16 protein-coding genes and 1 riboswitch are annotated in these 21,411 nt (G+C 38.2%); of the genes, 13 read left to right on the plus strand and 3 right to left on the minus strand.

What is annotated here, in order from left to right:
* Window positions 1-163 precede the first annotated feature (163 nt).
* On the minus strand, window positions 164-913 hold the full coding sequence (locus tag ODZ84_RS16570; RefSeq protein WP_266173511.1) for an RDD family protein: 750 nt from the start codon (window positions 911-913) through the stop codon (window positions 164-166).
* 27 nt (window positions 914-940) lie between these two features.
* On the opposite strand from ODZ84_RS16570, the gene ODZ84_RS16575 reads away from it, so the two are divergent.
* The 7 genes from ODZ84_RS16575 (at window position 941) to ODZ84_RS16605 (ending at window position 7,776) form a co-directional block, all read left to right on the plus strand.
* Window positions 941-1,924, plus strand: a complete 984-nt coding sequence (locus ODZ84_RS16575) for a stage II sporulation protein M (RefSeq protein ID WP_266173512.1) — start codon at window positions 941-943, stop codon at window positions 1,922-1,924.
* Window positions 1,908-2,870 (plus strand): DUF4013 domain-containing protein, encoded by a 963-nt coding sequence (locus ODZ84_RS16580; RefSeq protein WP_266173513.1) that lies wholly within the window; start codon window positions 1,908-1,910, stop codon window positions 2,868-2,870. The genes ODZ84_RS16575 and ODZ84_RS16580 overlap by 17 nt, the downstream gene beginning before the upstream one ends.
* Window positions 2,863-3,663 (plus strand): DUF4129 domain-containing protein, encoded by an 801-nt coding sequence (locus ODZ84_RS16585; protein ID WP_266173514.1) that lies wholly within the window; start codon window positions 2,863-2,865, stop codon window positions 3,661-3,663. The genes ODZ84_RS16580 and ODZ84_RS16585 overlap by 8 nt, the downstream gene beginning before the upstream one ends.
* A gap of 12 nt (window positions 3,664-3,675) precedes the next feature.
* Window positions 3,676-4,836, plus strand: a complete 1,161-nt coding sequence (locus ODZ84_RS16590) for a DUF4350 domain-containing protein (protein ID WP_266173515.1) — start codon at window positions 3,676-3,678, stop codon at window positions 4,834-4,836.
* Between the two features lie 79 nt (window positions 4,837-4,915).
* Entirely contained in the window at window positions 4,916-5,947 is a 1,032-nt protein-coding gene (locus tag ODZ84_RS16595; RefSeq protein WP_323136758.1) for an AAA family ATPase, read from the plus strand.
* 64 nt (window positions 5,948-6,011) lie between these two features.
* Complete coding sequence (locus tag ODZ84_RS16600; protein ID WP_266173516.1) at window positions 6,012-7,334, plus strand: DUF58 domain-containing protein; 1,323 nt, start codon at window positions 6,012-6,014, stop codon at window positions 7,332-7,334.
* A gap of 22 nt (window positions 7,335-7,356) precedes the next feature.
* The gene (locus ODZ84_RS16605; RefSeq protein ID WP_266173517.1) at window positions 7,357-7,776 is read left to right on the plus strand and encodes an OsmC family protein; all 420 of its coding nucleotides are present in this window, start codon (window positions 7,357-7,359) and stop codon (window positions 7,774-7,776) included.
* A gap of 71 nt (window positions 7,777-7,847) precedes the next feature.
* Here ODZ84_RS16605 and ODZ84_RS16610 read toward each other — a convergent pair whose 3' ends face one another.
* Together ODZ84_RS16610 and ODZ84_RS16615 are read right to left on the minus strand one after the other, a co-directional pair.
* Entirely contained in the window at window positions 7,848-9,527 is a 1,680-nt protein-coding gene (locus ODZ84_RS16610; protein ID WP_266173518.1) for a T9SS type A sorting domain-containing protein, read from the minus strand.
* A gap of 237 nt (window positions 9,528-9,764) precedes the next feature.
* Window positions 9,765-12,380 carry an MGH1-like glycoside hydrolase domain-containing protein gene (locus ODZ84_RS16615; protein WP_266173519.1) on the minus strand — a complete coding sequence of 872 codons (2,616 nt, stop codon included), beginning with the start codon at window positions 12,378-12,380 and terminating at the stop codon, window positions 9,765-9,767.
* Window positions 12,381-12,568: 188 nt separating this feature from the next.
* Window positions 12,569-12,677: riboswitch (SAM riboswitch) on the plus strand.
* A 64-nt stretch (window positions 12,678-12,741) separates the two neighbouring features.
* Here ODZ84_RS16615 and ODZ84_RS23675 point away from each other — a divergent pair.
* The 6 genes from ODZ84_RS23675 to metH all read left to right on the plus strand — a co-directional run bounded on the left by ODZ84_RS23675 (window position 12,742) and on the right by metH (window position 21,380).
* Window positions 12,742-13,680, plus strand: a complete 939-nt coding sequence (locus tag ODZ84_RS23675; protein ID WP_266173520.1) for an alpha/beta fold hydrolase — start codon at window positions 12,742-12,744, stop codon at window positions 13,678-13,680.
* Window position 13,681: 1 nt separating this feature from the next.
* On the plus strand, window positions 13,682-15,223 hold the full coding sequence (locus ODZ84_RS23680) for an ACT domain-containing protein (RefSeq protein ID WP_266173521.1): 1,542 nt from the start codon (window positions 13,682-13,684) through the stop codon (window positions 15,221-15,223).
* Window positions 15,224-15,296: 73 nt separating this feature from the next.
* Window positions 15,297-16,463 (plus strand): O-succinylhomoserine sulfhydrylase, encoded by a 1,167-nt coding sequence (locus ODZ84_RS16630; protein WP_266173522.1) that lies wholly within the window; start codon window positions 15,297-15,299, stop codon window positions 16,461-16,463.
* Window positions 16,464-16,531: 68 nt separating this feature from the next.
* The gene (locus tag ODZ84_RS16635; RefSeq protein WP_266173523.1) at window positions 16,532-17,542 is read left to right on the plus strand and encodes a homocysteine S-methyltransferase family protein; all 1,011 of its coding nucleotides are present in this window, start codon (window positions 16,532-16,534) and stop codon (window positions 17,540-17,542) included.
* Window positions 17,543-17,623: 81 nt separating this feature from the next.
* Window positions 17,624-18,715, plus strand: coding sequence for a fatty acid desaturase family protein (locus ODZ84_RS16640; protein WP_266173524.1), 1,092 nt, complete (start codon window positions 17,624-17,626; stop codon window positions 18,713-18,715).
* A gap of 4 nt (window positions 18,716-18,719) precedes the next feature.
* Window positions 18,720-21,380, plus strand: a complete 2,661-nt coding sequence (gene metH, locus ODZ84_RS16645) for a methionine synthase (RefSeq protein ID WP_266173525.1) — start codon at window positions 18,720-18,722, stop codon at window positions 21,378-21,380.
* Window positions 21,381-21,411 lie beyond the last annotated feature (31 nt).

Consider the following 21,411-nt stretch of genomic DNA (forward strand, 5'->3'; position numbering starts at 1 on the left):
AAACCGCACCGCTTGTATTTTTACTTACAGGAAAATTTTCACCTGGTTCTGAATGAAGGAGCCTGTTTTCGGAGTATTAATTTTGTAAATCTTACGTGAATAGACTAAGAAAAATATAATGAGTATGAGCTCTATCGGCTCCCTTTCAGCTAAGCCTCAAAAGCTAGTGATCTTTTCCTGTGTAATAATTATAATCCTTGATAACGGTTCCGATAAATTGTCTTTCAGTTATTTTTGTTGCATCAACTTCCAGTTTTAAAATGCTTTTAATTTTATCAGAAAGTTTAGTGATGACCTGCCTGTCATCCTGTTGCAAAGCTTTGGTATAATTTTCTTTGATAATCCTCATATCATTATCACTTAAAGCTATAACCTGCGGAAAAGAAGGAATATAATCTTCTTTAATATTTTCTAAAATGGTATGCGAAATGTCAATACTGTTTTTTAAAGAAATGACGGCCGTGCCCGAAGCGATATCTCCCAGACGCTGATTGTTTTTTGAAACAATCATGGAAATCAAACCGATCACTCCTGCAAAAGAAGTATCGATCAATCTGAAAAACCAGCGGACAAGATAATCACCAAAATTTGCCTGGTAGCCGTCGATCTTTACCACCCTTATTTTCATCACCTTTTTTCCGGGAGTCTGCCCTTCCATTAAGCTTTCCAGAACGACGGGATAAATGAAAACCGGAAAAAGCAGAATGATATAGACCGCCCTTACAGACCATTGATCCAGTCCATTTAAAATATATTCTAAGTTCAATACATTAAAGAAAATATAAAATACCGACACTCCGTAAGCCACCTTGATCAGAAGATCGATAATAAAGGCAAGCATTCTTTCTCCAACACCGGCAATGGTGAAATTAATATTTACATTTTGTGAAGTATTTATCGCAATCTGAGACATATTTTTTATTATTTTAGCCTAATCATTATGAGAGAGGTCTATTTCATTAAACAAAATAAAGAAAAATGGTTGGGAATTGAACAGGTTATTCAGGGGAAAATAAAAAAAAATCCCGATGACCTGTCTTCGCTGTACATTAACCTGATCAACGATCTCTCTTTTGCGCAAACGTATTATCCCAAAAGTAATACTACGGTCTATCTCAATCATCTTTCTTCACAGATTTTTCAGAAAATTTACAAAACGAAGAGAGTAGAAGAGAACAGGCTGCTGTATTTTTTTAAGACAGAGGTTCCGTTACTGGTGTTCGAATACAGAAGATTTCTGATGTACGCCTTCCTGTTTTTCGCATTATTTACTTCGATAGGAGTGCTTTCAGCGATCTATGATAAAGATTTTGCCAATATCATTCTAGGCGAAAGCTATGTTAATGAAACCATTGAAAATATTAAAAAAGGAAATGCTGTCGGGGTATATCAGAGCGGTTCGACATGGGGCAGCACGATAGGTATTATTTTTAATAATATCGGTGTCGGAGCAAGACTGTATGTATATGGAATTTTCGGAGGGGTCGGTACTTTATTTACCCTGTTATCCAATAGCGTGATGCTGGGATCCTTTCAGTATTTTTTCTATGATTACGGTGCATTAAAAGAAAGTGCAAGGGGAATCTGGCTTCATGGTGTCTTCGAAATTTTTTCGATGGTAGTCGAAGCAATGTGCGGATTAATTTTGGGGGCTTCTATCTTGTTTCCAAAAACCCTGTCAAGATTTCATTCTTTTAAAAACGGATTTAAAGATTCCTTTAAAATATTCTTAAGTACCATTCCATTTACGGTCTGTGCGGGGATCATTGAGGGATATGTAACAAGACATGCCTTGAAAATGCCGTTAATGCTGAACCTGATTATTATTTTCGGTTCTCTTTTTATCATTGGATTTTACTATCTTGTATATCCGTCCATGGTCAGTAAAAAAATAAATAACCAAATCAATGATACAGTTTTATAAAAAAAGAGATTTCGGTACTTTTATAAGTGATACATTCAATTTCTTTAAATTATACGGAAAGAATTATTTTAAAAGCTATATTTTAATCAATGGCTTGCTTTTGATTTTACTGGTGGTCGTCGGAATCTTTGGATTTAAAGAACTCTTCGGCCAGGCTTTTGGCTCCAATCTGAATGGGAATGCTTATTATTTTGAGGAGTATTTTCAAAATAATCTGGGCATGCTTTTCATTACAGGAATGCTGATGTTTTTACTTTATTCAGCATTAATGGTTATTAATTTTCTGTTTCCGGTGTTTTATACCAAAAGAGTCTCGGCAGGAGAAATAAATATTAAAACAGATGAGATTCTGGGTGATTTTAAGCGGAATGCAGGGAAGATCTTTAAGCTCTATTTAGGGCTGACTTTTCTGGTAATGCCTGCTTCCCTCTTTATTTTCGGAATTTCATATATTTTAATTTTTGTCCTGATAGGATTAGTGATTCTTCTTTTTGTCACTCCTACATTATTTAACGTCATTACTTTTCTGAGCTATGACTATTTTAGCAGCCGCCGCAGATTTTTTGAAAGTTTAAGTTATGCGGTACGGTCACAATTCTCTTATCCGAATGGACGGGAAGACTCTCCTTACTGGAAATACTGGAGTTCTACGCTTATTTTGGGCATCATTTATTATATCATCAATCTGATATTTACATTTGTGCCGATGCTGCTGTTTTACGGTTCATTGTTTACAAATCCGTCCGATGGAAATTTTGAACAGAATCCGTTTTCAGGAACTTTAGGAATCGCCGTGTTTATTGTGTACGGAATCTCGGCCCTGGTTTCATTTTTAATGATGAATTTATTATATATCAATTCAGGATTAATGTACTACGACAGCAGAACAGATCTTCATCAGAAGGTAGAACTTGAAGAAATAGAAAAGATCGGTATTAATGAATAAAATTCTTTTTTTCCTGCTGGTTTTATTTTTCACTCAGAACGGATATGCTCAAAGTGATACAGAACCGGTGTTGCCGGCCTCTGAAGCCTATACGGATTCATTGGGATTGTCGCATTATGCAAATATGCTGCGTGCGGATTCTGTATTGCTGAAAAAGCCTGTATCTGAAAATCAGATCTATCCCAAAAAATTTAAAGAAAATCTTCAGTCACGATACAGAGGGAATGAATTTGATTATTCAACATCAAAACCCAGAGAGTCGTTCGGGCAGAAACTGATGCGAAAGGTGGCAAAGATACTGGAGAGTATCTTCGGTAAGACAGCGTTCAGCTCTTCAGCGAAAGGTGCTGAAATTCTGATCCGTCTTTTTGCCATAGTCCTTGTCGGCTTTCTTTTATATATTATCGTTAAATTTCTTCTGGGTAAAGACGGAAATTTTATTTTTGGCAAGAAGAATAAAAAATTAGATATTGCTGAAGAAGAGCTGCACGAAAATATTCACGAGATCAATTTTCCGGAGAGCATCCTGATATTTGAAAAATCACATGATTACCGTTCTGCGGTCCGGTATCAGTTTTTATATGTCTTAAAAAAACTCAGCGACAAAAAAATGATCAGCTGGAATCCTGAGAAAACCAATAAAGATTATGAAAAAGAATTAAAATCTGCACCTCTCAAAAGTGATTTCTCCGCCCTTTCTTATATTTTCGAGTATGTATGGTATGGAGAATTCAGTATCGATGAAGAAAATTATCTGAAATTCAAAACCCAGTATCAGTCATTTAAACCGTAATTACCTCTTACCATGAATAAAACTTTCAAAATATATGCTGTAATTTTCATCATTGTCATGGTGATTCTGGCATTGCTTGAAGTTAATAAAAAAGAAACGACGGATTGGCGAAAGAATTTCAGTGTTAATGAAAAGTCGCCGTTCGGATTATTTGTTTTTAATGAAGAGGCTAAAAGTCTTTTTCATAATCAGTTAAAAAAAATAGAAAAGACTCCTTATGATTACTATAACCAGCATAAAAAGAACCCTCATAATATTCTGATTGTCGAAAGTGAAGTAGATACAGAATCATGGAATAATATTCTGGACCAGGTTTCAAAAGGTTCGGATGCCATGCTGGTCGTAAGTGAAATGCCGAAAAACATCGCAGACAGTATAGGATACTACGATTCCCAGATCTCTTTTGCCGAACAGAATGTTTTGAAACTGACGGATAAAAAATATCAGAATGATTTTATTACCCTGGATAAATTTCCGTCGGGCCGAGGTTTTGTGTATATCAAGCCTCAGGTGGAAATTCTGGGAAAAATGATTGATGAAAGTAAACATGAGCAGGTTAATTTTATCAAAAGAAAATTAGGCAAAGGGAATATTTATGTCCACTGTGAGCCTCTTTTTCTGACCAATTACTATCTTCTGAAATCCGGAAATATCCAATATGCACAGGATGTATTCTCTTACCTTGATAACAAAGAAACCCTGTGGTTTGTAGAAAGCAGTACACAAACTTCACGTTTTTTTATGAGGTTTGTTCTCGCCAATCCGGCTTTAAAATATGCCTGGTGGGTACTTTTGGGAGGCTTGGTCTTATTTATTTTCTTCAATGCAAAAAGAAAACAGCGGATCGTACCGGTTATTGTGCCTCTGAGAAACACATCGGTTGATTTCGTGAAAAGTATCGGAAATCTTTATTTGCAGGAAGGAGACTTTCATGATATGATGGCCAAAAAAGCCCAGTATTTTCTAAACAAAGTAAGATTGGATCTTTTAATCGATACCCAAAATCTGAATGATGATTTTGCGAATAAACTTCAGCTGAAAACCGGAAAACCGATAGAATTGATTCTTGAAGGTATCGAACTGATCAAAAAAGCACAGGATCCCTATGCCAGTGTCATAAAAGAAGATCTTGTAAGAATGAATAAAATACTGGATGAAATTGTAAGAATCTAACCCTCTGGAAATATGGCAAAGTAACAATTTCCCCTATTGGTAAACTGTTAAATTGCTCAATTGTTAAATTAAAAAGAATATGGAAAACTTTGAAAACCAAAATATAGAAGATCAGATTTCTATAAATCTTGATAAAAAAGAAGATCAGTTTCAGTCAAGAATAGATATGATTGAACTTCGCGCAAGCCTGGAAAAAGTAAAAGCCGAAATTGCAAAAGTAATTGTAGGCCAGGAAACGATGATTGAACATCTCTTAGCCGCACTCTTATCGAACGGACATGTTCTGATCGAGGGCGTACCCGGAGTTGCCAAGACCATTACCGCAAAATTATTAGCCAAAACAATTGATGTCGATTTCAGCAGGATTCAGTTTACCCCGGATCTCATGCCTTCGGATATTCTAGGAACCTCTATTTTTAATGTAAAAAACTCTGAATTTGAATTTAAAAAAGGACCTGTTTTCTCCAACTTTATTTTAATTGACGAAATCAACAGGTCGCCTGCTAAAACCCAGGCTGCTCTTTTTGAAGTAATGGAAGAGCAACAGATCACGATGGACGGAACACGCTACATTATGGAAGAACCGTTTTTGGTAGTGGCTACTCAGAATCCGATAGAGCACGAAGGAACGTACAGACTTCCCGAGGCTCAGCTGGACCGTTTTCTTTTCAAAATAAATGTTGGCTATCCTAATCTTGAACAGGAAATAATCATCATTAAAAATCAGCACGAAAATAAACAGGAAGACAAAACAGAAGCTGTGGGCAAAGTCATTACAGCCCGGCAGTTGAAGAGCTATCAGCAGTTGGTTAAACAAATCATTGTCGAAGCGCAGCTGATGGAATATATTGCTAAGATTATTATCAATACTAGAGAAAACCAGTTTCTGTATCTGGGTGCATCTCCAAGAGCCAGTCTGGCATTATTAACGGCCTCAAAGGCATTTGCAGCACTACGGGGAAGAGATTTTGTAACGCCTGAAGATATTAAAGAAGCAAGTTACGCGGTACTGAGACACAGGGTCATTGTGTCGCCCGAAAGAGAAATGGAAGGCCTTACTGCGGACGAAATTATAAGACAGATATTAGAAGGAATAGAGATTCCCAGATAGAAATAATTACCGCTAAAATTGTCAGGTGCCCGTTTTAGCTTACTGCCAGAAATTATAGCCGCTAATGAAGAACTTATACATCAATACACACTTTTTTTTCATGCTCATCGGAGTAGGGATACTTTATGTCCTGGCATTCTTCTTTCCGGTTTTTATGTGGATGGCCCATATTCTGCTGGTACTGTCTTTCCTGGCAGCCTTTGTTGATGGTCTTTTACTGTTCATTGAGAAAGATGGAATAATCGCACAGAGAATTTTACCCGAAAAATTATCCAATGGAGATGAAAATCCTGTAAAAATAGATGTTAAAAACAATTACAGGTTTAAAATTACGGCTAAAATCATTGATGAAATCCCTTTTCAGTTTCAGAAGAGAGATTTCATGATACAAAAGCGCATTGAATCTGGAAAAAATACATTTTTCCAATATATTCTCGAGCCCAAAGAAAGAGGAGAATATCAATTTGGAAGCTTAAATATTTATGCAGAATCACCAATCGGATTCGTTTCAAAGAGATTTCAGTTCTTAAAAAATGCGGACTTAGCCTCGTATCCTTCATTTATTCATCTCCGGAAATATGAGTTAATGGCTATTCAGAGCGAATTTATGTTGGGTGGAATCAAAAAGATAAGGAAACTGGGCCACACGATGGAGTTTGAGCAGATCAAAGAATACGTTCCGGGGGACGACATCCGCACCATCAACTGGAAGGCGACGTCTAAAACAAACCGTCTGATGGTAAATCAGTTTCAGGATGAGAAATCTCAGCGTATTTTTATGTTGATCGATACGGGAAGAACGATGAAAATGCCCTTTAACGGGCTTAGTCTGCTGGATTATTCTATTAATGCAACGATGGCGCTCTCCCATATTATTCTGAAGAAAAGCGACAGGGCAGGAATGATGACTTTTTCCAAAAAAACAGAAAACAAAATTGCAGCAGAAAATAAATCGGGACAACTGAAAAAAATATCCGAGGCTCTTTATAATATAAAGACTGACTTTTTCGAGAGTGATTTCAACAGGCTGTATCAGGATGTTAAATACTCGATTAATCAAAGAAGTCTGATCCTGCTTTTTACGAATTTTGAAACCCTGGATGGTCTTAACAGGCAGATGAAATATCTTCGAGGGATTGCAAAAAACCATTTGCTGGTTGTTGTTTTCTTTAAAAATTCAGAACTGCAGACACTGATCCATAAAAACCCGGAAAAGATGCAGGAAATCTACGACGAAATCATTGCCGAAAAATTCGAATTTGAAAAAAAACTGATCATTCAGGAACTTCGGAAATACGGTATCTATACCGTGTATACCTTACCTGAGAATCTTAACATCGATGTTATCAATAAATATTTGGAGATAAAATCAAGAGGAATTTTGTAATTTTGCAAGAAGCCATAAGCCAATGAAAATAACACTTAACAGAATAAACGACGATTTTTTATTTGAATGCACCAATTCACAGGGAAATTCAATTCTTTTGGACAATACAACACAGCCGGGAGCGAAAGGAGTTTCGCCAATGGAAAGTGTGCTGATGGCAGTAGCAGGATGCAGTGGGATAGATGTCGTTTCCATTTTGAAAAAGCAGAGACAGGAAATTACGGGTTTTAAAGCTGAAGTGGAAGGAGAAAGAGTGCAGGTAGAAGATGCCAAGCCCTTCAAATCGATGTTGGTGAAATTTTATCTTGAAGGAAATATAGATCCCAAAAAAGCTGAAAAAGCAGCACAGCTGTCTTTTGATAAATACTGTTCTGTATCCAAAACACTGGAACCCAATGTAGAAATCGGGTATGAAGTGTATGTAAATGATGAAAAGATTTAATTTTCTTCGTATAAAAAAGTAAAAAAACCGGACTGTCAGTCCGGCTTTTTGTTGATTAGTATTGTTTTTAATTATCTTTTAATAATTTTCGTGCTTTTAACGGCGCCGTCTTTCATCGTCAACGTTAGAATATAAATACCTGCTTTTACCCCTTCAAGATGTAATCCTGAAGAAGGATTGTCAAAAGTTTTCACTACGACTCCTGAAAGATCAGTTACTACAGCATGTTTCACCTGGTCAGCTTTATCAATATTCAGAACATCTGTAAACGGATTAGGGTATGCTAATATCGGCTTCTCTGTTTTTGTTTCATTCGTTGCTAAATTCAGTGGCTCCAAAGTTACCGTTACCGTCCATGTATTGTTGTCAACTCTGTTATAAGAAGCATCACACCCTAAACTTTGGTCACCCCACATTCTCCATGCTCTTAATTCGAAATTTACATTGCCTGTTAAATTGTTGGCAATAGCCAGGCCGGTTCTGTTGTAAGAGTAGGTTCCTCCCGAAGAAGAAGATCCTGAAGAAACTTCCGTTTCAGTATTGCCGTTGGTTGTGCAAACCAGCAAACTTTTCTGTTCAGACATCCATGCCCCCGCCTGCGCCGTCATGGTATAAGATACACTGGTAGATTTTATCTTAAACCCGGCAGGAACGTTTACGGTAAGAGTACCCGGACAGCTTGCAGTGGATGTAGTGGTTGGAGTAAGGTCGCTGTATTCTGTATTGATATCTCCTGCAGAGTATGTAGTGGATATCTGTCCTGTAACGAATTCTTTCATTTTCCAGAAGCCTTGTGAAGAACCACAGTTTGATCTCACCCAGAAATAATAGGTTTGCCCGGTGGTCAGATTATTCAGACTCACAGAAGTAGTTCCTGCTGCAACGCTTCCCGAAGGAACGGTAGTTGCAGTGGGAGCCGTAGAAGAAGTACTGTAATAATACTGATATCCTGCTGATGGAGCATTAGCAGGGGCGGCCCAGCTCAGCACTGCTGTTGTAGTTGTGGTCGTAGAAATAATATTAGTAGGAGCAGAACAGGCATTATAAGCATCAGCTGAAAATGCAAAGATATTAGGCACACCTCCGGATACTTTGGTTACGGTAACACTCTGAACATTCTTTGATTGATTGGCTGCATTAATAGCTAAAGGAATCTGGTACAGTCTTGGGTTGGTGCCATTCCCTGATTCCAGATTGTCATTAGTCAGATTAATTCTTCCGATTCCCTGAATGGCATAATCGCTCCCGCCGTACCAGTCTGAAATATTTACGGCTGCAAATGACTGAGAACTTCCATCTGAAAAGTTAACATCCAAATCTACCACGCAGTCTCCGCTGCCACCCGTTGCCAGCATAAAAAGGCTGATAACCGGAATCGGATTGGAGAATGTAACGGTTCCATTGCTTCCTGCAGCAGGAAGTCTTAATGAATTGTTGGAAGAGTAAGAAGCAAGCTGATAACTCAGCCCGGATGTAGATCCCACAGCCGTATTGATGATTCCGTTAACAGGAAGCCCATAGGATAAAGGAGAGCCTGAGCCTGTCAGTTGAAAATCTCTAGATATAAAGGCATAATTTACACCATCAACATCGCTGTTTGTAGATGAAGCGGAAGGGCCGACCCCATTGGCAATAACATCAGCATTTAAACCACTTTGAATGGTAAGGGGCTGATATTCCTGCGCGTGAATAAGGGTTGTGAATAAACTTGACAGGACCAGGCCTGCGATAGGTAGTAGTTTTCCTTTCATAAGAATACTTTTAGTTTTGTTATGCTAATATAATTATATATTGTAAATAATTTACTATATTAATTGAAATGATATTAATTTTTTACTTATAGAAGGGTAAAATAATAGATTTGTTATGTTGCCTTTTAAATCTCATACTGGGATAATAAGAAGTAAATTTTAATGATAAAATGGCTGATATCTATGTGGAAATTCCCATTTAAATATAAAAAAAACCTCTTTAAAAGAGGTTTTACATTATATTGTCAATCTGGTTTTCATTAATTTGGCGACTGTGGCAGTCCAGCCCGTCTGATGCGAGGCGCCGACTCCGCGGCCATTATCTCCATGGAAATATTCAAAGAAGGTAATATAATCTTTAAAATTTTCGTCATAATTAAACTTTGGATTTCCACCATTGAAAGCACGTTCTCCATTCTCATCTTTCAAAAATATCGAACACAGTCTTCCGCTGATGTTCTGTGCCACTTCATCCAGGTTCCGCTTATCTCCGCTTCCGGTCGGCAATTCTACTTTCAGGCTGTTACCATAGTAAAAATGGAAACGCTGTAAACTTTCCACAATCAGGAAGTTGATCGGAAACCAGATAGGACCCCGCCAATTGCTGTTGCCGCCAAACATACGGCTGTCGCTTTCTGCCGGTGTATAATACACGATATTTTCAGTGCCATGAACAGAGAATTTAAAAGGGTTTTCCTGGTAAACTTTTGACATAGCCCTGATTCCGTACTGACTTAAAAATTCGTTTTCATCAAGCATTCTTGATAAAACTTTTGTCAAACGGGTCTTTCGGAGAATACTCATCAGGTGTTTTCTGCCATGTCCTTCCTCTTCCCAGTGGGATACCAATTTGGTAAGTTCAGGCTTATTTTTTAAGACCCATTCCATTCTGGCCTGGAAATTAGGCATCTTATCCAGGAGATGATGGTCTACAATTTCCACAGCAAACAGAGGAATTAATCCGACAATACTTCGCAGTTTCAATGAAACACTATTCCCGTTACCAAGCTGCAGAACATCATAGAAAAACCCGTCTTCCTCATTCCACAGCCCTTTGGTGCCTTCACCCAGATTTTCCATAGCTTCAGCAATATATAAATAGTGCTCAAAAAACTTGATCGCCATGTCTTCATACACCTGGTAATACTGAGCAAGCTCCATAGCAATTCTCATCATATTCAGGGCATACATCGCCATCCAGCTTGTCCCGTCTGCCTGCTCCAGGTGCTGCCCGTCTTTTAATTCCATATTCCGGTCAAAAGCACCTATATTATCCAATCCAAGAAAACCGCCTCCGAAGATATTTTTACCGTTTTTATCTTTTCTGTTGACCCACCAGGTAAAATTTAACAGCAGCTTCTGAAATACTTTTTCGAGGAATAAAAGATCCGGCTTTCCGTTTTGTTTCTCATCGATTTTAAAAACGCGGAAGCATGACCATGCATGTACCGGAGGGTTCACATCACTTAGATTCCATTCGTATGCAGGAAGTTGGCCATTGGGATGCATATACCATTCTTTCGTCAGCAAAAGAAGCTGTCCTTTTGCAAATTCAGCATCAATAATTGCAAACGGCACACAGTGAAAAGCTAGATCCCATGTGGCATACCATGGATATTCCCACTTATCAGGCATGGAAATGATATCTTTATTGTGCATATGATTCCACTCCGTATTTCGCACATAATTGGTAAAGTCCCTTGGAGCCTTAAAATTAGGATCACCTTTCAGCCATTTTCCGACATTATAATGATAAAACTGCTTGTTCCAGAGAAGTCCCGCAAAAGCCTGTCTCTGAACATTTTTTTCATCATCGCTTATAATATCATTCTGAATTTCACTGTAAAATTCGTTGGCTTCCTCTATTCTGGTATGCAGGATGTTATCAAAATCCTCAAAAGGTTCGTCAAGATCATGGGGAGACAATCGGAAATCAAATGTTTTAGATTGTCCGGCCCCGATGATTTCATCGCGCAAAAATGCAGCTTTACTTCCGTTTTTTTCAGGATTTACCGTGTTGCTTCCGTAAGTAATGTAGTCATTGATTCCGTCTTTATAGTAGGTATTTCCGGGATAAGGTGCCCCGTACAATTTAGGACCATTCGTTTCATTTTCACAGAAAACACTCTCTGCATCGGTATTTCTGGAATAGAATTTTTTGATCGGAACACTGTCATGATGGATGTCGATACAGCCATCACCGGAAGCATTCGTTTGTCCCTTGTAAGTATTATAACCCCACTTCCAGTTATTTCTGAACCATACAGTAGGAGCCACTACAATAGGAGCATCATTGTTACTTCTGTTGCAGACGGTCACCCGGACTAAAATATCATTATGTTCAGCCTTCGCATATTCAATGAAAATATCAAAATATTCGTCGTTATCAAAAATTCCGGTATCGAAAATCTCATATTCAGGTTCTTTCTTGCTTCTTCTTCCGTTTTCAGCACGGATATCATCATAAGGAAACTCATTGATAGGATACTTATACACCATTTTCATGTAACTGTGCGTAGGAGTATTGTCCAGATAGTAAAAAAGTTCTTTGATATCCTCACCGTGATTCCCCTGGGGATTACTTAACCCAAAAAAACGTTCTTTAACCATCTTGTCTTTCTTATTCCAGAAAGCAAGGGCAAAACAAAAAAGCTGTTTTACATCAGAGATACCTGCGATTCCTTCTTCACCCCATCGATAAGCGTAGCTCTCGGCATTATTGTGATTGGCAAAATTCCAGGCATCCCCGTTTGCACTATAATCTTCACGCACATTTCCCCACTGCCTGTTGCTGACATATGGTCCCCAATTTTTCCAGTTATGATCTTGTAATCTTTGTTTTTCGGCACTCATATTTCAACCTATTTCATTACGAAGGTAGTTTTTTTGGAAAAAAAATCCAACTTTCAAAATCTGAAAAATTGTTAATATCGTTTCAAAATCCTTCTGTTTATCGTTATTTACAATGTTAAATTAAATTTTTATAAATATTTAAAAAAAATGTTATATCTTTGCCGCATTCGATCATTCACATATTGAAAATGTTATCAAGAAAGGTTGAGGGATTAGACCCTGTGAAACCTTAGCAACCCTTTGCGCAAGCAGAGAAGGTGCTACGTTCTACCGAAAATTTTTTTGGACAGATAACTTACTGAAGTTCTTTCAGCCATTTCTTATGGCATTTTCAAATTGTATTATCAAAAGTATAATAGAATTGAAAACAGAACTAAAATATATTAATTTTTCGTATCAGACCCAATCAAAAAAGGAGTATCATATCCCGTTGAGCTATCAGCTGTTCGGGAAAGAGCTGTTTTCAGCTCCGGTTATTTTGGTGAATCATGCCTTAACCGGAAACTCAGCAGTTGCCGGAGAAAAAGGATGGTGGAAAAAATTGATCGGTAAAAATCAGGTGATCGATACCAATAAATATACGGTTCTGTGTTTCAATATTCCCGGAAACGGCTATGATGATTTTTTTATTGATGATCATGAAGATTTTACGGCATCAGATATGGCCGGAATTTTTTTACAAGGTCTTGAAAGTTTACATATTAATCGTTTACACGCCATTATCGGAGGCTCTCTTGGAGGAGGGATCGGCTGGGAGATGCTGGCGAATAAACCGGATCTTGCCGAAATTTTCATTCCTGTTGCCTGTGATTTTAAAACCCATGATTGGCTTCATGCCCAATGCCTGATTCAGAAATTTTTATTAAATCAGGATGATGAGCCAATACAAAAAGCAAGAATTCATGCGATGTTATGTTACCGGACACCAGAGTCATTAAATGACAGATTTCAAAACAAGTATAATAAGGAGAAGCAGCGTTTGGAATCAGAAGACTGGCTGATTTATCATGGGAATTCATTAAACGAAAGGTTTAGTTTAAAATCGTATAAGCTAATGAACCATCTGCTGATGAATATCAATGCTGATGAATATCAACTGGAAAGAATCCAGGCACGAATGCACATGATCTCCGTTGATACCGATTTATTTTTTCCCGCTTCCGAAATACGGATGTGTTTTGAAAAGCTTAACCGGAAAAAGGAAAATGTCTTCTATCACGAGATCACCTCAATTCATGGGCATGATGCCTTCTTAATGGAATACGAACAATTAAATAACATCATTAAAAATATTTTGTAGGATGAAAAATAATGCAAACGAAATAAAATTTTTAAAAAACAGATCAATCATCAAGTTTGAAGGGGAAGATTTCTTAGGTGAAATAGGGATTGACGGGAGAATTTTTAAAGCGCTTACTTTGGCGCGAATCAGTGTTGGAGTAATTTCTCAGCAGGCAATCGAAAACGGATTATCCATTTTGGTACAGGAAGCCGACTCTGAAAAAGCAGTAAACTGTCTGATTGACGAATTTGAAGCAGAAAGAAAATCAGGGAAAGTATCTCAGATTTACAGTATCAATAATGTGTCTGTGATAGGGTTTGTTACCGAAGATTTCAACAAAGTGCTAGCTGAGCTGGCAAGAAATAATGTTTTTCCTTTGCTTTTAAACCAGGTGGCAAGTGAAAAACGCATTAATATTATCGTCACTTCTTCACAGGACGAAAAAGCAAAAAATATCATCGAATCTGAAATTTCTAAAAAGCCTAAAACCGTCCATTTGGCCATTATTGGACACGGAAATGTAGGGAAAACTTTAATAGAACAGGTTTTAGAGTCATCGGAAGAAATCAGAAGACGCAAAAAAATCGATTTAAAAGTAGTGGCAGTGGCCAATTCAAGAAAAATCGCTTTCAATAAAAAAGGTTTTGATAACAACTGGAACGATGAGGTGCTGACTGCGGAAAAACCATCCGATATCAGGGAACTGATCAGATTCTCCAAAGAAAATCAACTGGAAAACCTAATCGTTGTAGATAATACCGCAAGCAAAGATTTTGTACATCACTACCACACGCTGGCTGAAAACGGTTTTGACCTGGTTTCTTCCAATAAAATTTTCAATACCCTTCCCATTGAAGAATACCGTCAACTAAGATATACGTTGAACAAAAACAACAGGCGTTATCTGTACGAAACGAATGTAGGTGCAGGTTTACCACTAATTGATACGATCAAGCTGTTACACCTTTCAGGCGAAAACATCACCAGAATAAAAGGAGTCTTTTCGGGAACACTGAGTTATGTCTTCAATAATTTTTCTCTGAGAAACGATAAGTTTTCAACCATCATCAACGAAGCTTTAGAAAAAGGTTATACAGAACCGGATCCAAGAGAAGACTTATCTGGAAATGACGTAGCAAGAAAGTTGTTGATCCTTGCAAGAGAATTAGATTTAATTAATGAATTTGATGATATCCGTATTCAGAATCTGGTTCCCGACAGCCTGCGGTCCGTTTCAAAACCGGAATTCCTTTCAAAACTGGAAGAATTGGATCAGGAATATGAAAAAATCAAAGAAAATCAGGAAGAGGGCCATGTCCTGAGATATGTTGGAGATCTTCACGGTGACCTTCAGAAAGATAAGGGTGAACTGGACGTAAAATTAATTTCCGTCCCTGCAACCTCTGCGTTAGGACAATTAAAAGGCTCAGATTCAATCTTTGAAATTTATACTGAAAGTTATGGGGAAAATCCGATCGTCATCATGGGAGCCGGCGCAGGAGCTCAGGTTACAGCGAGAGGCGTTTTCGGAGATATCTTGAGAGTAAGTGAAACCAAATAAAAAAGTCATTTGAACCCGACAGGGTTCAATATCAATAGCAGTAGGTGAAACCTATGGAAAAATAATAAAAATAATGGAAAACGAAAATTTCGAAACATTAGCCATTCGCACACAGACAGAAAGAACGCAGTTTGATGAGCATTCTACACCGCTGTATCTTACCTCAAGCTTCATCTTTCAGGATGCGGAAGATATGAGGGCAAGTTTCGCAGAAGAAAAATCAAAGAATTTATACAGCCGGTTTTCAAACCCTAATGTAACCGAATTTACCGACAAAATTGTAAAAATGGAAGGAGCAGAAGCAGGATATGCTTTTGCAACAGGGATGGCTGCGATTTATTCAACGTTCGCCACCTTACTGGATGCAGGTGATCATATCGTAAGCTGTCAGTCGGTTTTTGGTTCTACCCACACTTTATTTACAAAATATTTCCCGAAGTGGAATATTGAGACGACCTATTTCAAAGCGGGAGATGCAGAAAATATTGAAAAATATATTCAGCCTAACACAAAAATTTTATATCTCGAAACGCCTACGAATCCGGCGATTGAAGTCCTTGATTTAGAATTCTTTGGACAGATTGCAAAGAAACATAACCTGATTTTTATTGTAGATAACTGTTTCGCCACACCTTATCTGCAACAGCCCATAAAATACGGTGCGGACATCGTCGTGCACTCTGCAACAAAGCTGATCGACGGTCAGGGACGTGTGTTAGGAGGCGTAGCAGTAGGTCGGGAAGATTTGATCCGCGAAATTTATCTTTTTGCAAGAAATACAGGTCCGGCAATGTCCCCTTTCAATGCCTGGGTATTGTCAAAAAGTCTTGAAACATTAGCGATCCGTGTCGAGAAACATTGCGAAAATGCTTTAAAAGTAGCTCAGTTTTTAGAAAATCATCCCAATGTAGAATTAACCAAGTATCCATTTCTGCCATCTCATCCAGGGTACGAAATTGCTAAAAGACAAATGAAAATGGGTGGAAACATCGTAGCATTCGAAATCAAAGGAGGAATCGAAGGCGGAAGAAACTTTTTAGATAAAATAAAAATGTGTTCACTTTCAGCAAACCTGGGTGATACCAGAACGATTGTAACGCATCCGGCCTCTACCACACACTCCAAACTGTCAGATGATGAAAGAAATGAAGTAGGAATTACGGCCGGCCTGGTTCGTTGTTCGGTAGGATTGGAAAATGCAGATGATATTATTGCGGATTTAAAACAGGCATTGGATTAACAACAAACCCGAAGGGTTCAACATTAACAGCCGTAGGTATAACCTAACCTTTGGTAAAGATATAAAAAATGAAAAATTCAGAACAACTATACAAAGCATTATCCGAAAGAATTTTAATTCTGGACGGAGCCATGGGAACAATGCTGCAGCGATATAAATTTGAAGAAGAAGACTATCGGGGCGAGCGTTTCAAAGATTGGGAACATCCGGTGAAGGGAAACAACGATCTCCTTTCACTGACACAGCCTCACGCGATCGAGGAGGTTCACCGGAAATACCTGGAGGCAGGAGCAGATATTCTTGAAACCAATACCTTTTCCGGAACTACCATTGCGATGGCGGATTATCATATGGAAGATCTGGTGTACGAACTGAATTATGAATCAGCTAAGATCGCAAGAAAGGTATGTGATGAATTTACAGCACAAAATCCCGATAAGCCAAGGTTCGTAGCAGGTTCAATCGGTCCCACCAACAGAACGGCAAGTTTAAGTCCGGACGTGAACGACCCCGGCTACCGGGCCATCACATTCGATGAATTGAGGGTTGCTTACAAACAGCAATCAGAAGCCTTGTTAGACGGAGGTTCAGATATCCTTCTGGTAGAAACCATTTTTGATACGTTAAATGCAAAAGCTGCCCTTTTTGCCATTGATGAAATCCAGGAAGAAAGAGGCATCAAAATTCCGATTATGGTATCCGGAACCATTACGGATGCCTCCGGCAGAACGCTAAGCGGACAAACGGCAGAAGCATTTTTAATTTCTGTTTCACACCTGAACTTGTTAAGTGTCGGCTTCAACTGTGCTTTGGGAGCGAATCAGCTTACACCTTATTTAGAAACGTTGGCTCATAATTCTGAATTTCATGTTTCAGCTTATCCGAATGCAGGGTTGCCAAATGCTTTTGGAAAGTATGATGAAACACCTGAAGATATGGCGGGTCAGATCAAAGAATATGTGGAAAAAGGATTAATTAATATAATTGGAGGATGCTGCGGAACAACGCCCGACCATATAAAGGCGATCGCTGATCTGGTGGCACCATATCCACCAAGAAAATTGAGGACATTTGTCTGATATAATAGATTTTTTTTATTGAATCAATACTAAAGGAACGATTTTTAATAATAAATTTAGATATCACACAAATTTAATATTATGGAAAAGCCTATTTACTTAAAAGATTCAGAAGATACAAAACTGTTTAATGAACTCAGAAAAAAAGTGAGCCGGCGTGTAGAAGCCATTCCCGAAAACAGGGATTTATATATTCAGATCAAAGCAATTATTTTGCCTTTGGTCTATTTTGGTTTATACGCATTTGCCCTTTTTAATGCTGAAAAAACCTGGGTTTATATTGTAAGTTTTGTTCTGATGGGCATTTCTTTGGTGCTGATCTATTTAAATTTAATTCACGAGGCTGCTCACAATAATATTTATAAAAGCAAGAAGTTAAATGCGCTCGTATTGCAGATTTTCGACTTTGTGGGGGCTAATTCCTACATCTGGAAAAAAAGACATATTGCAAGTCATCATGCTTATCCGAATGTGGATGGTTGGGATACGGATATTGAACAGAGCGGACTTTTACTGATCGTTCCGTGGATTAAAGCAAAAGGCGTACAGAAATATCAGCACTTCTTTTTCTTTTTGGTGTATCCGTTATATCTTTTTAACTGGATGTTTATCAGAGATTTCAGAGACTTTTTTGATAAAGAGAGGGTAATTCTCAAAACACAGGGAGCAATTCCTGCAAATGAAAAAGTGAAAATGGTGTTTTATAAGCTTTTCTACTTCTTTTACCAGATTGCAGTTCCTGTTCTGTTTTTTAAGGTATCATTAGGATTAGCTTTGGGAGCCTGGTTCCTGCAGGTAATTGCAGCGAGTATTTTTGCACTTTTCGTGCTGCTGCCACTGCATCCGCTTCCGGATAACGCTTTTCCGAAGCTTAACGATAAAAACGGGCTGCCGTTCAGCTGGCTTCATCACCAATTTGAAGTGACCAATGACTTAAAGGAAAATAACTGGTTCGTAAGAAATATATTAGGAAATTTCAATTTTCACGTTGCCCATCATCTGTTTCCAAACTACAGCTATTGCTATTATAATGAAATTACAGAAGAAATAGAAGCATTTGCCAAAGAACACGATTTGGCATATAAACGATTTCCGATTTTTACGGCTTTGGGCAAACATGTTGATTTGCTGAAGCAAAATGCAAATAATGCATATTTTATTTTAGAAGAATAAATTGATGAAATATTTAAGATTATCAGGGCTTGAGCCTTTGATTATTACACCGGAAAGTAACTTTATCAATGTTGGAGAAAGAACCAATGTTGCCGGTTCGAAGAAATTTTTAAGATTAATAAAAGAAGAAAAATTTGGAGAAGCCCTGGATATAGCCCGCCATCAGGTTGAAGGAGGAGCTCAGATTCTGGATGTCAATTTTGACGACGGCCTGATCGATGGAAAAGCTTCGATGATCAAATTTTTAAATTTAATTGCTTCTGAACCCGATATTTCCAGAATCCCGATCATGATCGATTCCTCAAAATGGGAAATTCTTGAGGCCGGACTACAGGTTGCACAGGGAAAATGTGTGGTGAATTCTATCAGCTTAAAAGAAGGAGAGGAAGAATTTATCAAACACGCAAAAGCCATCAAGAGATATGGTGCCGCGATGATTGTCATGGCATTTGATGAGGTGGGTCAGGCCGATACTTATGAACGCAGGGTTGAAATCTCTAAACGGTCCTATGATCTATTGGTAAATCAGCTTAATTTCCCTGCAGAAGATATTATTTTCGATTTAAATATTTTCCCTGTAGCCACAGGGATGGACGAGCATCGAAGAAATGCAATCGACTTCATCGAAGCAACAAGATGGGTTCGCCAGAACCTTCCGTACGCGTCTGTGAGCGGTGGAGTGAGTAATGTCTCCTTTTCATTTCGCGGAAATGATACAGTAAGAGAGGCGATGCACTCCGTTTTCCTTTATCACGCGATTCAGGCAGGAATGAATATGGGAATTGTAAACCCTGCCATGCTGGAGGTCTATGATGAAATTAATAAAGAACTTCTTGAATTAGTAGAAGATGTAATTCTTGATAAAAGGGAAGATGCTACCGAAAGGCTTCTTGATTATTCGGAGAAACATAAATCAGTTAAAAAAGAGAAAGTAGAGGAGCTGGAATGGCGCACAAAACCTTTGCAGGAAAGAATTACGCATTCTCTGGTAAAAGGGATCGACCGTTTTATAGAAGAGGATGTTGAAGAAGCCAGATTACAGGCCGAGAAACCACTTCATGTTATAGAAATTAATCTGATGACCGGAATGGGAGTCGTGGGCGATTTGTTCGGAAGTGGAAAAATGTTCTTGCCGCAGGTAGTAAAATCCGCCAGGGTAATGAAGAAGGCAGTTGCCTATTTGCAGCCATTTATTGAAGCGGAAAAAGACGGCTCAAGGCCGGCTAACGGAAAAATTTTAATGGCAACCGTAAAAGGAGATGTTCATGATATCGGAAAAAATATTGTGAGCGTAGTTTTGGGGTGTAACAACTATGAAATCGTAGATCTTGGGGTGATGGTTCCGGCTGAGAAAATTATTCAGACTGCGATTGCTGAAAAAGTAGATGTTATCGGGTTGAGCGGGTTAATTACTCCAAGCCTCGATGAAATGGTATACATCGCTCAGGAGTTAGAAAGACAAAATCTGAACTTTCCTCTATTGATTGGAGGTGCTACAACTTCCAAAGCCCATACCGCTGTAAAAATCGATTTAAAATATAAAAATGCCGTTGTTCACGTAAATGATGCTTCAAGAGCGGTAAATGTAGTAAGTTCCCTTTTAGGAGACAGAAATAAAGAATATGTCGAGGATTTGAAAAGTGATTATTCTGATTTCAGAGAAAAATTCTTAAACAGACAGGTTGATAAAAATTATGTTTCCATTGAAGATGCGCGAAGGGATAAGTTTAAAATTGATTGGGAAAATGAACAAATATTTACACCAAACCAATTGGGCGTTCAGATTGTAGAAAACCAGGATCTGAATGAGTTGGTTCCTTTCATCGACTGGTCACCTTTTTTCAGAAGCTGGGATCTGCATGGCAAATATCCGGATATTTTAAAAGACGAAGTGGTCGGAGCTCAGGCAACGGAATTGTTTAAAGATGCTCAGGTTATTCTAAAGAAAATTCTGGATGGGAAACTATTAACCGCGAAAGCTATTTTCGGGATCTTTAAAGCCAACTCGAACGATACGGATGACATCCTGATTTTCGATGAAAACGATCAGGAAAGGGTTAAGTTTCTCACATTAAGACAACAAGTTCAGAAATCGAAAGGGAAAGATTATATCGCATTAAGCGACTTTATCGCTCCACAAAGTTCCGGGAAAACCGATTATATGGGCGCTTTCTGTGTAACGACAGGTTTCGGTACCGATGAGCTGTCGGAAGAATATGAAAAGGCAAATGATGATTACAACGCCATTATGGTAAAAGCATTAGCAGATCGTTTTGCAGAGGCGTATGCAGAATTTTTACATAAAAAGGTCAGAACCGAATACTGGGGCTATGCGAATCAGGAAAGCTTAAGCAACGAAGATCTAATTGCTGAAAAATATAAAGGAATCCGTCCGGCTCCTGGCTATCCGGCCTGTCCCGATCATCTGGAGAAACATGCTATCTGGGATCTTTTAAAAGTAGAAGAAAACATCGGAGTTTATCTTACGGAAAGTTTAGCGATGTTTCCTACAGCTTCGGTATCAGGGTATTATTTTGGAAGTCCTCATGCAAAATATTTCGGATTGGGAAAAATTACAGAAGATCAGTTGAAAGACTATTCCAAAAGAAAAGGGATTTCTTTACAGGAAGCAAGAAAATGGCTGTCACCAAATTTGGCAGATTAACAAAATAAGAATGAATGATAGTTGTTGTGCT

It is taken from the genome of Chryseobacterium fluminis, assembly GCF_026314945.1.
In the GTDB taxonomy this organism is placed as follows: Bacteria; Bacteroidota; Bacteroidia; order Flavobacteriales; family Weeksellaceae; genus Chryseobacterium; species Chryseobacterium fluminis.